This is a genomic window from Citrobacter sp. Cpo069, from assembly GCF_030332785.1.
Classification (GTDB): Bacteria; Pseudomonadota; Gammaproteobacteria; order Enterobacterales; family Enterobacteriaceae; genus Citrobacter; species Citrobacter portucalensis.
Map to the genome: position 1 here is coordinate 360,882 of NZ_JAOWHD010000059.1, position 15,081 is coordinate 375,962.

Consider the following 15,081-nt stretch of genomic DNA (forward strand, 5'->3'; position numbering starts at 1 on the left):
CAGTACGGGGGGCTTATGACCTGGTTTATTGACCGGCGTCTTAACGGCAAAAACAAGAGCACGGTAAACCGCCAGCGCTTCTTACGCCGTTATAAATCGCAAATTAAACAGTCGATCTCCGAGGCCATTAACAAGCGTTCGGTGACTGATGTGGATAGCGGCGAATCTGTCTCTATTCCGACTGATGATATTAGCGAACCTATGTTTCATCAGGGACGTGGTGGCCTGCGCCATCGCGTGCATCCGGGTAACGACCATTTTGTGCAGAATGACCGCATTGAACGCCCACAGGGCGGCGGTGGCGGTTCAGGAAGCGGACAAGGCCAGGCCAGCCAGGATGGTGAGGGTCAGGATGAGTTCGTCTTTCAGATCTCTAAAGATGAATATCTCGATCTGTTGTTCGAAGATTTAGCACTTCCTAACCTGAAGCAGAATCAGCAGCGTCAGCTAACGGAGTACAAAACGCACCGGGCAGGTTTTACCTCTAACGGTGTGCCTGCCAACATCAGCGTGGTGCGATCCCTGCAAAACTCACTGGCGCGCCGCACGGCGATGACAGCGGGTAAGCGTCGCGAACTGCATGCTCTCGAAGCGGATCTGGAAACCATCGCGAAAAGCGAACCAGCACAGTTGCTGGAAGAGGAACGGTTACGCAAAGAGATTGCCGAACTACGGGCAAAAATCGAACGCGTGCCATTTATCGACACCTTTGATTTACGCTACAAGAATTATGAAAAACGCCCCGACCCTTCCAGCCAGGCGGTAATGTTCTGCCTGATGGACGTTTCTGGTTCGATGGATCAGTCGACCAAAGATATGGCTAAACGTTTTTATATCCTGCTGTATCTGTTCTTAAGCCGGACCTATAAGAACGTGGAGGTGGTTTATATTCGCCACCATACCCAGGCGAAAGAAGTGGATGAGCACGAGTTCTTCTACTCTCAGGAAACCGGGGGAACCATTGTCTCCAGTGCGCTGAAGTTAATGGATGAAGTGGTGAAAGAACGCTACAACCCTGCCCAGTGGAACATCTATGCTGCACAGGCATCGGACGGTGATAACTGGGCTGATGATTCACCGCTGTGTCATGAGATTTTGGCGAAAAAACTGCTGCCAGTGGTCCGCTATTACAGCTATATCGAAATCACTCGCCGCGCTCACCAAACCTTGTGGCGTGAATACGAACATCTGCAATCAACTTTTGATAACTTTGCGATGCAACATATTCGCGACCAGGATGATATTTACCCGGTATTCCGCGAACTGTTTCATAAACAAAGTACGACCAGCAATAGTTAACCACCTAAACAAATCAGCCAGAGGTTATCTTCTCTGGCTGATTTTTTACGGGTGCTGTTTTTTCATCTTATCAATATTCATCCGTTTATCCTTTTTATTTTCCCTTTACAGAGCAGCAAGCAATGTAATTGAGTTGATGACGTTGCAAACGGAAGAAGCGAAACATTTTCAGGAAACGACGACGATTTTCGCTCGTGCGTAAGCCGTTAAACACAATTTTTACCGCCCCCGTAAGCCCTTCATCACGAACTAATCCGCGCGGCGACATCAGCGACATGTTGCCATTCTGCTGCAGGACCTGTTCGAACCCGCAGTTAAGAAACAAATCACGCCAGCCTTGTCTGGTCATTGGGCTAACGTTTGATTTCACCACATCGACAAGCTGGCCCTGATCGCCCGCGCCCAGTTTCTGGGCGGTGAACATAATGTCGTGGGTGAGCAGACGCCCACCGGGCTTCAACACGCGATAATATTCGGCAATTAACTTCGCCTTCGCTTTATCGGCATACATTGTCAGCATGGCTTCGTTAATCACAACATCGAAACTGTTATCCGCAAAAGGAAGAGTGTTGGCGTTAGCAGCCATCACATGAATATGATTTTCCAGACCATTTGCCGCTACGTTATTCCTTGCATTTGACAGTGCGGTTTTATCCATATCAATGGCGTATACGGTACAGCCATAGCGTTGAACTAACTCTATCGCCGTCGTGGCCATGTTGCACGCCACTTCAAGTACCTGGCTGCCGGGCGTCAGCTGTGACTGGCTAAACAACCATTCTGTTGCTTCAACGCCGCCCGGACGCAGACGGGTTTTGCCCAGGCTGGCTAAAAATGTATGACCCGCTTTTTCAGTCGCGCTCATTGGCCTGTCTCCTTTCTGTAAGTTGCATTATAAATACAACATTAAGAGTTAAAGGTGAAGTACGCGAATGATTTTTATTTCAAAATGTCCTTTCCCGTAGCGTTAGAGCGGATGTATGCCGTGTGATAGACTGAAGTATCAGACTTACAGGGCTGTAAATCATTATGAAATTGCATCATAAAGCGCTCAGGATCTTTATCTCCGTCAGCGTAATTGTTTTGACGTCTTCTTTTTTGGTTTATGAGCTCATTGCCAGCGATAAAGCAATGAATGCGTACATGCGCTATATCAATGAGAAAGCCGACTCCTCGTTTCTCTATGATAAGTACACAAATCAGAGCATCGCAGCCCATCTGATGCGCACATTTTCATCCCCTCAGGGACCTGCTTCTCTCGAACAGCAAAAAGTACTTTGCAACGCTTTCGACAGCGTTAACGGCACTCATGGGCTCAATCTCACTAAGCGCAACTATCTGCCATTACACGGTACGTTGCAGACAACCTCAACAAAATGTAGCGAACAGCTTGATGACATTTTTCTGCTGCCCTCTTTTGATCGGGCGGTCAATGTTAATCGCCAGCAGAAAGATTACGGTCAGGGATTAGGGACGCTGGAGTATAAATTTCGATATTACGTCGATCTCAAAAATAACTACGTTTATTTCTATGATGTGATCGACTCGCGGAAATTTGCGATACACAACTGGTCGTTTTTGCAAAAAGGTACGTTGGGAATCGACCAGAATGATATTGACGGTATTTTTACTGGCCGCACGGTGATCTCCAGTATTTATGAAGATAACCTGACCGAGAAAAAGGTGATGAGCTTTTTAACACCGGTCTACTATGCCAGTAAGCTAAAAGGCGTGGTGATGGTGGATATTAATAAAGAGAATTTACAGAATATTTTCTATACCAGCGACCGCCCTCTCGTCTGGCGTTATCTTAACGTAACGGTCTCTGACACCAGTTCAGGTAAAGAGATCCTCGTTCATAAAAGTGAAACCGATCTGTTCCGCTATGTTCACTATGAGAAGGACATACCTGGCGGTATACGTATCACCCTCTCACTTGATGTTATGTACTTTATTGTCTCGTCCTGGAAGATATTCGCCTTCTATCTACTGGCAACGATATTGCTGTTGAATATGGTCAGAACGCATTTTCGTTTGTATCACAACGTCACACGGGAAAATGTCAGTGATGCGATGACAGGGCTCTACAACCGTAAAATTTTAACGCCAGCGCTTGAGCAGCGTTTGCAACAGTTGGTGAACACGGGAACGCTCGTGACCTTTATCGCCATTGATTGCGACAAACTAAAAGTTATTAATGATACGTTGGGGCATAAGGAAGGCGATCGCATTATCACCATTTTGGCCAAAGCTATTCAAACGTCCATTCGCAAAAGCGACTATGCCATCCGCCTCGGCGGCGATGAGTTTTGCATTATCCTCATCGATCACCCCAGTGAATTAACGCCCCGCCTGCTGGAGAGGATTCGCTATAACTTACAAATTATTGCGCAAGATAGATCAATCAGCTTCTCTGTCGGGATTTATAATATGCAGCCAAACGACACCATTGATGATGCCTACAAAGCATCTGATGCACAGCTCTACCTGAACAAACAGAAAAAACACACCGATGCGTAATTATTTTTCTGACAGGATTTTCATTGTTGTACCAGGAGTAAGTCATGACGGAAGTAAACAAAGGTAACGCAACGCACCAGCGTTTAATCTCCCTGTTGTCAGAACACGGTGCGACCTACCGCGTAGTCAGCCATGAAGCCGTAGGCAAATGTGAAGCTGTCTCTGAAATTCGCGGTACCGCACTGGGTCAGGGTGCAAAAGCGCTGGTCTGCAAAGTAAAAGGCAACGGCGTCAATCAGCATGTTCTGGCGATCCTCTCTGCCGATCAGCAGGCCGACCTGAGCCTGTTGGCCAGCCATATTGGCGGGTTGAGAGCGTCACTTGCCAGCCCGGCGGAGGTATATGAACTGACTGGCTGCGTATTTGGCGCTATCCCACCGTTCAGTTTTCATCCGAACCTCAAGCTGGTCGCCGACCCGCTGTTGTTTGAGCGTTTTAATGAAATTGCGTTCAATGCCGGAATGCTGGAAAAATCCGTGATCATGGATACCGCAGATTACCTGCGCATCGCGCAACCGGAATTAATCCCGTTCCGCAGAGAACAATAACTGCACAAGTTAGCAGTAAAAAACATCGCTTCGTGCGTTAGCCCAAAAAAAATTATAATCATTAAAAAAAGCCTGTTCGGTCACGCATTTACGCGTACAGTAAGCAGGCTTATTTTTTCTTTTGGCAAGGAAACTACGATGTTTGATGTCACTCTGCTGATCCTGCTCGGACTGGCAGCTCTGGGCTTTGTCAGCCACAACACCACTGTCGCTGTTTCAATTCTGGTGCTGATTATTGTCCGTGTTACCCCTCTGAATACCTTCTTTCCCTGGATTGAAAAACAGGGCCTGACCGTCGGGATTATAATTCTGACCATTGGCGTCATGGCGCCGATCGCCAGCGGAACGCTACCGCCCTCCACGCTCATCCACTCCTTTGTGAACTGGAAATCACTGGTTGCTATTGCCGTTGGGGTATTTGTCTCCTGGCTTGGCGGACGCGGCGTTACGCTAATGGGCAGCCAGCCTCAGCTTGTTGCTGGTTTACTGGTGGGCACGGTACTGGGCGTGGCGCTGTTTCGCGGTGTGCCAGTGGGGCCGCTTATTGCGGCAGGTCTGGTCTCATTGATTGTTGGGAAGCAGTAGCCAGCCCGTTCAGGTAACGGCCTGGTGTCTGTCCCAGGCCTTTTTTGAACATAGTGATAAATGCCGTGGTCGAATCGTACCCGAGCATTTGCGCGACCTGTTGTACATTGCGACCATCAATTAACGCCTGCAGCGCCAGAATCAGCTGGAGCTGGTGACGCCAGCGCCGAAAACTCAACCCCGTTTCTTTGACGACCAGGCGAGTAAGGTTACGTTCACTCATCGCAAATACGCTGGCCCATTGCCCCAACGTCTGCCATTGTGCGGGCTCTCTCGCCATCGTTGCGACCATTCTGCGAATTTTCGGGTGATCGGAAACCGGTAACTGCATTTGCTCCTGGGGTTGCTGCGGCAGTTCATCAAACAACACTTGCGTCAGCCGCTGGGTTGCCGGTTCCAGCCGTTGGGCATCCGTTTTGGATGCCAGCGCCAGAATAAGCTCCCGGCACAACGGAGCAATTTTCAGCGTGCAGCAACGATCGGGCATCACGACGGCCTGCGGCTCAATAAACAAAAAGCACAATTGTGCGCCAACGGTAACGTGGTTGCTGTGTGGAATTTCACCGGGGATCCACACCGCATATTGCGGGGGCACCATCCACATAGCATTCTCAACCTCACAGGTGATCGCGCCATGCAACGCCAGAATCAACTGGCCTTTACGGTGCTGATGCAGCGGGCTGAAAAGTTCATCTTCACGGGCCTGAATACAAAACGCCACCGCCGGATCGTGGTGAAGATCGGGTTCGTATCCATCCAGCCTCAGTCCTAACATAAAAATGTCCGATTTAAGCGATAAACTGTCATTTTAGCTTGATTCATCCATTGAGTAAAAACGCTAAGGTATCGCCTCGCCTGACGATATGAGAAAAAAATGACAAATACACCTTCCTCCCGTGGCAAGAACGCAGCGTTGCTGATCGCGGGGATCCTGATGATTGCCACCACATTGCGCGTCACCTTTACCGGTGCAGCCCCGTTGCTGGATGCAATTCGCGCCGACTACGGTCTGAGCACCGCCCAGACGGGGCTTCTGACCACCCTGCCACTGCTGGCTTTCGCACTGGTTTCACCTCTGGCTGCCGCCGTTGCGCGCCGTTGGGGTATCGAACGCAGCCTGTTTGTCGCTATGCTACTGATTTGCGCGGGTATTGCGATACGTTCTCTGCCCTCACCAGGGTTCCTGTTTAGCGGCACCGCTATCATTGGTTGCGGAATCGCATTGGGAAATGTGCTTTTACCCGGACTGATTAAGCGTGATTTTGCTCAGCATGTGGCGAAACTCACTGGCGCATACTCGCTGACCATGGGCGCAGCAGCGGCACTGGGTTCCGCCATTGTGGTACCGCTGGCGTTGAACGGGTTTGGCTGGCGCGGTGCGCTGATGGTACTGATGGCCTTTCCGCTACTGGCACTGATTATCTGGTTACCCCAATGCCGCCAGATGGCCAATGCCAGCTTGAGCAGCTCGCGCGCTCTGCATTCCCGCGCGATCTGGCGCTCCAGCCTCGCCTGGCAGGTGACGCTGTTTCTGGGGATCAATTCGCTTATCTACTACGTCATCATCGGCTGGCTGCCCGCTATTTTGATCAGCCATGGCTACAGCGAGGCGCAGGCCGGTTCGCTGCATGGTTTACTGCAGCTGGCGACCGCCGCGCCGGGATTATTGATTCCTCTCGTCCTGAACAGATTTAAGGATCAGCGCGCCATCGCCGCACTGGTTTCATTAATGTGCGCCGTCGGCGCGGCGGGATTCGCCATAATGCCCGACCAGGCATTGCTATGGACCATCCTGTTTGGCTTTGGCTCAGGCGCGACGATGATTCTCGGCTTGACCTTTATTGGCCTGCGCGCAAGCTCAGCGCATCAGGCTGCTGCCCTGTCCGGCATGGCACAGTCTGTCGGATATTTACTGGCGGCCTGCGGACCACCACTGATGGGGAAAATTCACGACCTCAACGATAGCTGGCTGATTCCTCTTGGCGGGGTCGCCGTGTTAGCGATGCTGATGGCGGTATTTGGTTTGTGCGCGGGGCGCAATCGGGAGATCGCGAGCGCATAATGCACAGGGCAGGTTCGTGAACAACCTGCCCGTTTTTTTATCCGCGCGCGGCGCGCAGCATCGCCTGAACTAACGGCACGGGTTTTCCCGCCAGCGCTCCGCGTTCATGCTGAAAGAGCGTGCCAACATAAAATGGATGCGTCACCAGCTCAATGGCACGAATATCACCAGCCTCATCCCAACCGGTCACCCGAAGATCGCCGCTTTCAAGCTCGGCGGCAAAATCCTCCGATACGCCATAGTTGCAGTGATATCCCTCGGTGATAACATCCCGCCCGTAGGCTTTGGCAATCAGCGTATTGGCCCGCAGCTCAATATCATCCGTTTTTTCTACCAGCGAGCAGGTCAATGGTGCTATCACCATCCGACCCGTGGTGTCAGTCTCGGCGTGGGCGGCATCGCTCCAGCCCAGCACGTTGCGGGCGTACTCCAGAATTGCATGTTGAAAGCCGCCGCAGGTCCCCAGGAATGGGATGCTGTTTTCACGCGCGTAGCGTATCGCTATCAGCGCCCCTTCAAGATGGCGATATGGACTGCCTGGAACGACCCAGATGGCATCATAACCAATCAAGTCCTCACTGCTGTTGATATCAGATGTAGTTAGCCAGTCATAATCAGCCACCAACTCCAGGACGGCGGCAGCATCATCGATAGCAAGGGGAATAGCCTGGTGCGCCACAATATCGGGGCTGTAATCGCCCACCAGCGCAATGCGAAGCGTATCTTTAATTGGGGAAATTTCCATTAAGCTTTCCTTGTGTCCTGACAATAAGGGACAGCATAAGGAGCCTCAGCCTACCGACTTTTTAGTGGTATCACAATCCCTTAAATTGGGAGTCAGGGCGGGCAAAATGCTATAATGGTCACGTTTTACGATCTTATTTAACCGTAATAAAGTTGATGATAAATACCTGAGCGGTAGCTGAAAGGAGCGGATGAAGAGATGAAGATTCAGTGTAAACGCGTGTATGACCCGGCAGAAAAAAGCGATGGTTATCGCGTGTTGGTCGACCGGTTGTGGCCACGCGGGATAAAAAAGACTGACCTTGCTTTCAACGAATGGAATAAAACGCTGACGCCATCCTCTGAATTGCGCAAAGCATTCCACGCAGAACTGATCGATTTTTCACACTTTTCCGAGCAATATCGCGCAGAGCTGGCCCAACAGCAGCAGGAAGGAAAGCGCCTCGCAGAGATTGCCCGACAGCAAACCTTAACGCTACTGTATGCGGCGAAGAATACCCAGCAAAACCACGCGCTGGTGCTCGCTGAATGGCTACGTCAATGCTGACCGCGTATTACTTGGCCGTTGCCGGATGATCTCTACGCCAGAGTGACCATTCATCAATTACTTCCCCGTTGGGTAGTTTGCAGTCAGACTTAACACCTTGCGGAGTCTGCACCGCAATCAGCGAGCCGCCCTTTTGTTCGCAATACACCGATGCTGGATTCGCCATGCCAACTTTCGGTGGCACAGGCGCTTCTGGTTCCGTGGTACACCCCGCCAGCACCAGCAAGCCGGGCAAAACAATAGATGCCAGTTTCATATTTACTCCTGTTAAAAACCTTATCCTGGCAGGTTACCCCGACTTTCCATCTATCTCCATGTTTTCCTGCCAGCTATCCATTTTATGTTTACATTCTGAGCTGGATGGCGTGTTTCATCTTTCACCTCGATGTTCTATCATGCGGGCAACGTCAGCCCAGTCATTACTCAGGAGCATTTACATCTCATGTCGGACATGATCCTTGCCAGAGTCTCACAGTCCTTAGCTACGGAGCAGTCAGTTGAGAGTCTGGTTCGCCAACTTCTGGAGATGCTGGAGATGGTGACTGAGATGGAATCAACCTACCTGACCAAGGTCGATCTGGATGCCCGTCTGCAGCATATTCTGTATGCACGTAATAGCCGCCAAATGCAGATCCCCGAAGGGCTATCCGTGCCGTGGGATGAAACGCTGTGCAAACGCGCTATTGAGGAAAACTGTCTGTACAGTGACAACGTGCCCGCACGCTGGCCGGAATGTACCGCCGCTCGCGCACTGGACATCACCACCTTTCTGAGCACTCCCGTTCATCTTCCGGACGGAACGTTTTACGGTACACTTTGCGCTACCAGCCGCCGCCAGCAGGCATTGAGCCAACGTGGAGAACAAGTATTACATCTGTTTGCCGGTCTGATCGCCCAGTCGATTCAAAAAGAGTCGCTGGTTGCTCAGTTACGTGAAGCGAACGCCGCGCTGATTGCTCACTCCTACACCGATGCCCTGACCGGTTTACCGAATCGGCGCGCAATATTTGAAAATGTGGAAACCCTTTTTTCGCTTGCCCGCCATCTCAGGCAGAAGATAGTTGTCGCCTATATCGATTTGGATGATTTCAAACTGATTAATGACCGCTTTGGCCACGAGGTTGGTGACCAGTTCCTGATCCAGATTGGGCAGCGCCTGCTCCGTGAATGTAATGATAATGACATTCTCGGTCGACTGGGCGGTGACGAATTTTTAGTCGTTCGCCTGTCAGCGGAAGATGAACTGGATCAACTTATGCGTCTGCAGCAGGTGAAAAATCAGCTACAACAGCAGATTTGCGGTGACTACCAGCTGGGTGACATTCATCTGTTTTATCCTGGTGCCAGTCTGGGTGTGGTGGAAATTGATCCGCTGGAGACTGATGTAAACTGTGCGCTTCATCTTGCAGACAGCGCAATGTATCAGGATAAAAAGCGTCAGGATAAAACCCCTTTTGTCGTACATTAAGCCCTGCTATGCTGGCTCGTCTTTAAATAACTCTGGTAGATAATCGTATGCGACTCGGTATTATTTTCCCTGTCATTATTTTCATTTCCGCTGTCGTTTTCTTATCCTGGTTTTTTATTGGCGGCTACGCTGCGCCGGGAGCATAACGATGAAAAAAACAACGATTATTATGATTGGCGTGGCTATCATCGTGGTTCTGGGCACGGAACTGGGGTGGTGGTAACCAAAATAAAGGCCACTTATCAGTGGCCTCTATTATCTGCATGTTTAGTTAGCTTTTGATTTTTCTATAGATAAACAACACCACAATCGCACCGATAACCGCTACGACGAAACTGCCGAAGTTGAAACCATCAACTTTACCAAAACCAAAGAAGGTACTGATCCAGCCACCCACTACCGCACCGACAACCCCTAAGATAATGGTCATAAAGAACCCGCCGCCATCTTTACCCGGCATAATCCATTTAGCCAAAATCCCAGCGATAAGACCGAAAACCACCCATGAAATAATGCCCATAATTACCCTCACTTATGTTTTTAAATTAACGATTCACTCGTTGTATAAAAGCATAGCATAGCGCTGAAAAATTAAAATTTGTGATCGTCATCACTTCATATTTTCATCTTTTTCCGATGTTTCATAAGGTTATGACTGCTGACCGGCAGGCTAAATTTTTGCCGCTCCTCGTCATTAATGTCGAATCGTCAGTCATTATGCTTAACTCTTTTGCCCTCAGCCCCGTTATTGCTGGGTTTTCACTTCTGGCACACTTTATGCTTAAACAACTTGTCGCTACGACAAATCGTAGTCCGCGGTGCTTTTCGCGTGGCTGCGTCTACAATTCGCGCTATTTCAGCATTTAACAGGTCTGTTATTGATGAAAAAAATCACCAGTGTTTGCCCATACTGTGGGGCCGGGTGCAAGCTCAAGCTTGTTGTCGAAAATAACAAAATCATCCGCGCCGAAGCCGCAGAGGGTGTAACGAACCAAAATCAGTTATGCCTGAAAGGCTATTATGGTTGGGACTTTCTTAACGACACTCGCCTCCTGACTCCCCGTCTGACTCGCCCGATGATCCGTTATGAAAAAGGTGGCAAATTCACGCCCGTTAGCTGGGATGAAGCCATTCGTTACACCGCAAAACGCCTGTCTGAAATCAAAAAAGCCTATGGTCCTCGCGCCATCATGACCACCGGCTCCTCCCGGGGAACCGGAAATGAAACTAACTACGTGATGCAAAAATTCGCACGTGGCGTACTTCATACCAATAATGTCGATTGTTGCGCCCGCGTCTGTCACGGTCCTTCCGTTGCCGGGTTACAAGAAACGTTAGGCAATGGCGCCATGAGCAATTCCATCAGCGACATTGAAAACTCAAAATGCCTGCTGATCTTTGGTTATAACTGCGCCGACTCGCACCCAATCGTAGCCCGCCGGGTAATTAAAGCTCGCCAGAACGGCGCAAAAATCATTGTCTGCGACCCACGTCGTATTGAAACCGCCCGTATTGCTGACCAACATTTGCAGTTGAAAAACGGTTGCAACATGGCGCTGGTTAATGCCTTTGGTCATGTTCTTATCGAAGAGCAACTCTACGATCGCGAGTATGTGCAAAAGCATGCGGAAGGGCTGGAAACATACTGGGAAACCGTTAAGGACTATGCGCCTGAAGCCGTTGAACATTTGACCGGCGTTCCCGCACAGCAGGTTCGTCAGGCAATGCGTACATTTGCCGCAGCACCATCGGCAACCGTAATGTGGGGGATGGGCGTCACCCAGTTTGGTCAGGCCGTTGATGTGGTTCGCGGTTTGTCGAGCCTGGCGTTGTTGACCGGGAATCTGGGTCGCCCTAACGTCGGCGTTGGTCCGGTGCGCGGGCAAAATAACGTGCAGGGTGCGTGCGATATGGGGGTACTGCCTAACCAGTTCCCAGGGTATCAGGACGTGACCGATTTTGCCGTTCGGGAGAAATTCGCCACCGCCTGGGGCATCGATGTTAATCAGATGGATGACAAGGTCGGGACCCGTATCACTGAAGTTCCACATCTGGCTCTCGAAGGCAAAATAAAAGCCTACTACATCATGGGAGAGGATCCGCTGCAAACTGAAGCCGATCTGGGCCTGGTCCGCGAAGGGTTTAACGCGCTCGATTTTATCGTCGTGCAAGACATCTTCATGACTAAGACAGCGGAAATGGCCGACGTTCTCCTGCCTGCCACCTCATGGGGCGAACATGGCGGCGTCTTTACCTGCGCCGATCGCGGCTTCCAGCGTTTTGAGAAAGCGATTGAGCCCACCGCTGACGTAAAGCGTGACTGGGAGATTATCAGCCTTTTGGCCAGCGAAATGGGCTATCCAATGCGGTATCAAAATAACCAGCAAATCTGGGATGAGATGCGCGAGCTGTGCCCGCTGTTCTACGGCGTGACCTATGAGAAAATGGGGGAAATGGGGCATGTTCAGTGGCCATGCCCGGATCTCGATAGTCCTGGTACGCCGTACCTTTATGCGCACAGCCAGTTTGATACCGCCAACGGCAAAGGCAAACTGTTTGCCGCACCGTGGCGAGCGCCCGCAGAAGTTCCGGATGACAATTATCCGCTGGTACTGTGTACCGTGCGTGAGGTTGGGCATTACTCCTGTCGCTCGATGACCGGTAACTGCGCAGCGTTACAAGCGTTGGCTGATGAACCAGGATATGTGCAAATCAATACCCATGATGCCGAAAAACTCGGTATCCGTCATCGTGATCTGGTGTGGGTCAGCTCGCGTCGGGGTAAGGTCATCAGCCGTGCGGATGTATCCGAGCGCATTAATTCCGGAACGGTGTATATGACTTATCAATGGTGGATTGGAGCATGCAACGAGTTGACCCAGGATAACCTCGATCCAATCTCGAAAACGCCGGAAACCAAATATTGTGCCGTAAATATCGAGCACATTAGCGATCAGAGATGGGCTGAAAAGTATGCTGCTCAATCGTATAGCGACATGAAATCACGCTTATGTGAGGCCATTGCGTAATTCCCCACCATCGCGACCTGAGTCTGGTTACCCAGACTCAGGTCTTATCTCATTACTTTACCAGGTGAGGTTCGCTGAAGCGGATGGAGGCAGTTTCCTCCTGCTTATCCCGCTGCATAAAGCCAAGGTTCATCAGGAACAATCCCGCCATAAACGGTAGTTCATACAATTCTTCAATCAGATCGCCATAATGGGCATTGTGCAGGAAGATGGGAGCCAGCAGACGATGATGCTCTACCGTATCAGAGATTAAAAATGCACAGGTGGTGATCGCCAACAGCCAGAGCGGTAACGGTTCATTACGCACACGGCGGGCAATATCCTGGCGTAAGCGCTTCGACAGCAGCACCGGCAGAATAAGCATGGCAATTAATACAACTGAGATAGCTCTGAACAGAAGTTTAGGATGCTCAGGGAAGTAATCGCGTCCCCAACTGGTGCTTCGGCCCAGCAAGACCACCCACCACGCTGCCGCCCAAAGCCAAAATTGCTTCTCTCCTTCAGGGCGTGATAAAGGCCGGATATAGCCAAGGGTAAATACCGCACCAAACAGTAGCCATAGCGCCTGCCCATTTTCGATCCATCTGACGACAGTGCCGTTAAGCAGCGGAAGATTCCAGTTCGCGGTGAACGGAATCGCCACAATGACCAGTCCTAGAATAAGTGTGGGGAATGTAATTTGGGTATTCAGTTTCATAAGCGCGATGTTCTGTATTGTTACTTTTTTGCGATCATAACGCCTGTGAATGATCGACAATTAGCATTCAATGCGGATTTCTTAAGGTATTCTTAAGGAATCTTTTTCGGACATCACTACGTTCAACACAAATAAAAAACCGCACGGCGCCGTCAAAACGCTGTGCGGTTAGTACATTAAAATTCTGTGTATTCAATCAGTAAGAGTATTTAATACCTACCATCCGCAGACTTCGTGCTCATTCTCGGTATCGTACGAACGGACGGTATTGACCAAGTCTTTGACCACTTCTGCTGCCACATCCGGCACCAGTAATGTCATAGGTGCTTCTGTTTCATAATCCACAGAAACACCGTTGCTGTTATTGGTCACTGTTACGGTATAGGTTGCTTTCCCCATGATTTACTCCTTGCCGGTGCGCACGACTTTTCGTTGATTTGCGCTCTCCATCAGAACTTCCGGGGCAACGAAAAAATCGATATTAAAGTAAGTGTCGTCGGTCATCACTTCGATGTTATGCCATTTTTCCGGTGGAAAAACGCCAAACTGACCGGCTTCAATAACCATCACCTCTACTGGCTCCGGACTGTGTTCATCGGCGTATCCGAGATATTTGACCGCCCCCTGCATAACAGAAAGTCGTGGATAAACCCCGGCACGAGTTCCTTTATCAAGGTGGCGTTCGAAAATTCCGGCAGGCGCGGTTTCTTTGTTCCAGAATGGTGTAGAGCGTGTATGGATATGATTCTGTGGAATTTGAAGCATTTTTCTTCCCTTTTCCAGTCGACAACCAGCGAGTCTTATTGAATCGCTGCTGTACACAGGGTACGCCTCAAAATATACATTTAAAATACCATTTATTGGTTATAACCCTACAATTACAAATGAAAAGCAAAGCGTCATATTGAAGACCCGCCGCAACCAGCGGGCCGATAGCATCACGACTGAAGCGTGGCCAGACGAGCGGCAAAACCAACGAAAATCAGGCCGATTAGGGAATTACCCACTTTGGCCAGTTTTTTCTTCGTGCGAATATACTGCGTCACGAACGCGCCGGAGAAAATAAGGAAGCTCAGATAGAAAAAACTCACTACTTCAAGCGTAATGGCCAAAATAAAGAATGACAGCCCTGAGTGCGGTGCATTGACATCAATAAACTGCACGAAGAACGAAACATAAAACAAAATAGCTTTGGGATTCGTCAGGCTTAGAATTAATGCTCGCTTAAAAATAGCGCCAAACGGGACTTCCTCAGGTGCGGCGTCGCTTGCTTTCGATTTCAGTGTCGCATACAGGATCTTCGCACCGAGATACAGCAGATAAAAAGCGCCGAGATAACGAACGATGTTGAACAAAACGGGCGTTGTTTTGATCAATGCGGCAACACCGGCATAGGCCAAAAACATCAACACGGCATCACCGATAAACACACCGCTTGCGGCGAGATAACCACCCTTCACTCCCCGACCGACGCTGTTCTTCAACACAAATATCGTATTTGGCCCCGGTACCAACACGATAAAAATGGCTCCCACCAGATACGTCCAGTAATTCAGAACTCCATACTCTGCGAACACGTTAA

General features: G+C 50.0%; 18 protein-coding genes and 1 pseudogene. 10 read left to right on the forward strand and 9 right to left on the reverse strand.

The annotated features are described in order from the left end of the window. Nucleotides 1-15: 15 nt before the first annotated feature. The gene (locus OGY08_RS17730) at nt 16-1,299 is read left to right on the forward strand and encodes a YeaH/YhbH family protein (protein WP_008784519.1); all 1,284 of its coding nucleotides are present in this window, start codon (nt 16-18) and stop codon (nt 1,297-1,299) included. 94 nt (nt 1,300-1,393) lie between these two features. On the opposite strand, the gene OGY08_RS17735 is transcribed toward OGY08_RS17730, so the two are convergent. After that, entirely contained in the window at nt 1,394-2,164 is a 771-nt protein-coding gene (locus tag OGY08_RS17735; RefSeq protein ID WP_125362971.1) for a class I SAM-dependent methyltransferase, read from the reverse strand. Nucleotides 2,165-2,328: 164 nt separating this feature from the next. Between OGY08_RS17735 and dgcJ the strand changes: the two genes are divergently transcribed. The 3 genes from dgcJ to OGY08_RS17750 all read left to right on the forward strand — a co-directional run bounded on the left by dgcJ (nt 2,329) and on the right by OGY08_RS17750 (nt 4,952). Beyond that, a complete protein-coding gene (dgcJ, locus tag OGY08_RS17740; protein ID WP_125362970.1) occupies nt 2,329-3,819 on the forward strand; it encodes a diguanylate cyclase DgcJ in 1,491 nt (496 codons plus the stop codon). Between the two features lie 44 nt (nt 3,820-3,863). Then, on the forward strand, nt 3,864-4,367 hold the full coding sequence (locus tag OGY08_RS17745; protein ID WP_125362969.1) for a YbaK/prolyl-tRNA synthetase associated domain-containing protein: 504 nt from the start codon (nt 3,864-3,866) through the stop codon (nt 4,365-4,367). A gap of 138 nt (nt 4,368-4,505) precedes the next feature. Next, nucleotides 4,506-4,952 (forward strand): DUF441 domain-containing protein, encoded by a 447-nt coding sequence (locus OGY08_RS17750; protein WP_003832453.1) that lies wholly within the window; start codon nt 4,506-4,508, stop codon nt 4,950-4,952. On the opposite strand, the pseudogene OGY08_RS17755 reads toward OGY08_RS17750, so the two are convergent. After that, nucleotides 4,929-5,727: pseudogene (locus OGY08_RS17755) on the reverse strand (AraC family transcriptional regulator). The gene OGY08_RS17750 and the pseudogene OGY08_RS17755 overlap by 24 nt on opposite strands. 99 nt (nt 5,728-5,826) lie before the next feature. Here OGY08_RS17755 and OGY08_RS17760 point away from each other — a divergent pair. Continuing rightward, on the forward strand, nt 5,827-7,014 hold the full coding sequence (locus tag OGY08_RS17760) for a CynX/NimT family MFS transporter (RefSeq protein ID WP_032943103.1): 1,188 nt from the start codon (nt 5,827-5,829) through the stop codon (nt 7,012-7,014). 37 nt (nt 7,015-7,051) lie between these two features. Here the strand turns inward: OGY08_RS17760 and OGY08_RS17765 are convergent, their stop codons facing one another. Then, nucleotides 7,052-7,759, reverse strand: coding sequence for a CTP synthase C-terminal region-related (seleno)protein (locus tag OGY08_RS17765; protein WP_020996459.1), 708 nt, complete (start codon nt 7,757-7,759; stop codon nt 7,052-7,054). Between the two features lie 198 nt (nt 7,760-7,957). On the opposite strand from OGY08_RS17765, the gene OGY08_RS17770 reads away from it, so the two are divergent. Next, on the forward strand, nt 7,958-8,305 hold the full coding sequence (locus OGY08_RS17770; RefSeq protein WP_003832445.1) for a DUF488 domain-containing protein: 348 nt from the start codon (nt 7,958-7,960) through the stop codon (nt 8,303-8,305). Between the two features lie 7 nt (nt 8,306-8,312). Here the strand turns inward: OGY08_RS17770 and OGY08_RS17775 are convergent, their stop codons facing one another. Beyond that, nucleotides 8,313-8,561 carry a putative hemolysin gene (locus OGY08_RS17775; RefSeq protein WP_048214378.1) on the reverse strand — a complete coding sequence of 83 codons (249 nt, stop codon included), beginning with the start codon at nt 8,559-8,561 and terminating at the stop codon, nt 8,313-8,315. A gap of 186 nt (nt 8,562-8,747) precedes the next feature. On the opposite strand from OGY08_RS17775, the gene OGY08_RS17780 reads away from it, so the two are divergent. Genes OGY08_RS17780 through yoaJ form a run of 3 tightly spaced genes read left to right on the forward strand, consistent with a single transcriptional unit; the run spans nt 8,748 to nt 9,996 of the window. Next, nucleotides 8,748-9,773 carry a sensor domain-containing diguanylate cyclase gene (locus OGY08_RS17780; RefSeq protein ID WP_057068585.1) on the forward strand — a complete coding sequence of 342 codons (1,026 nt, stop codon included), beginning with the start codon at nt 8,748-8,750 and terminating at the stop codon, nt 9,771-9,773. A 47-nt stretch (nt 9,774-9,820) separates the two neighbouring features. Next, a complete protein-coding gene (locus tag OGY08_RS17785; protein WP_032941789.1) occupies nt 9,821-9,919 on the forward strand; it encodes a YoaK family small membrane protein in 99 nt (32 codons plus the stop codon). Nucleotides 9,920-9,921: 2 nt separating this feature from the next. Next, the gene (yoaJ, locus tag OGY08_RS17790) at nt 9,922-9,996 is read left to right on the forward strand and encodes a protein YoaJ (protein WP_095533175.1); all 75 of its coding nucleotides are present in this window, start codon (nt 9,922-9,924) and stop codon (nt 9,994-9,996) included. 48 nt (nt 9,997-10,044) lie between these two features. Here the strand turns inward: yoaJ and OGY08_RS17795 are convergent, their stop codons facing one another. Next, nucleotides 10,045-10,293: a GlsB/YeaQ/YmgE family stress response membrane protein gene (locus OGY08_RS17795; RefSeq protein WP_003832440.1), complete on the reverse strand. Its 249-nt coding sequence runs from the start codon at nt 10,291-10,293 to the stop codon at nt 10,045-10,047. A gap of 361 nt (nt 10,294-10,654) precedes the next feature. Here OGY08_RS17795 and fdhF point away from each other — a divergent pair, with 361 nt between their 5' ends. Further along, entirely contained in the window at nt 10,655-12,802 is a 2,148-nt protein-coding gene (gene fdhF, locus OGY08_RS17800) for a formate dehydrogenase subunit alpha (RefSeq protein ID WP_204557702.1), read from the forward strand. A gap of 52 nt (nt 12,803-12,854) precedes the next feature. Here the strand turns inward: fdhF and OGY08_RS17805 are convergent, their stop codons facing one another. The 4 genes from OGY08_RS17805 to leuE form a co-directional block, all read right to left on the reverse strand. Further along, nucleotides 12,855-13,499 carry a hypothetical protein gene (locus OGY08_RS17805; RefSeq protein WP_032943096.1) on the reverse strand — a complete coding sequence of 215 codons (645 nt, stop codon included), beginning with the start codon at nt 13,497-13,499 and terminating at the stop codon, nt 12,855-12,857. 216 nt (nt 13,500-13,715) lie between these two features. Further along, nucleotides 13,716-13,898 (reverse strand): DUF1869 domain-containing protein, encoded by a 183-nt coding sequence (locus tag OGY08_RS17810; protein WP_003832433.1) that lies wholly within the window; start codon nt 13,896-13,898, stop codon nt 13,716-13,718. 3 nt (nt 13,899-13,901) lie between these two features. After that, the gene (gene yeaR / locus OGY08_RS17815) at nt 13,902-14,264 is read right to left on the reverse strand and encodes a DUF1971 domain-containing protein YeaR (protein WP_003030735.1); all 363 of its coding nucleotides are present in this window, start codon (nt 14,262-14,264) and stop codon (nt 13,902-13,904) included. A 173-nt stretch (nt 14,265-14,437) separates the two neighbouring features. Further along, on the reverse strand, nt 14,438-15,076 hold the full coding sequence (gene leuE, locus OGY08_RS17820) for a leucine efflux protein LeuE (protein ID WP_003832429.1): 639 nt from the start codon (nt 15,074-15,076) through the stop codon (nt 14,438-14,440). Nucleotides 15,077-15,081 lie beyond the last annotated feature (5 nt).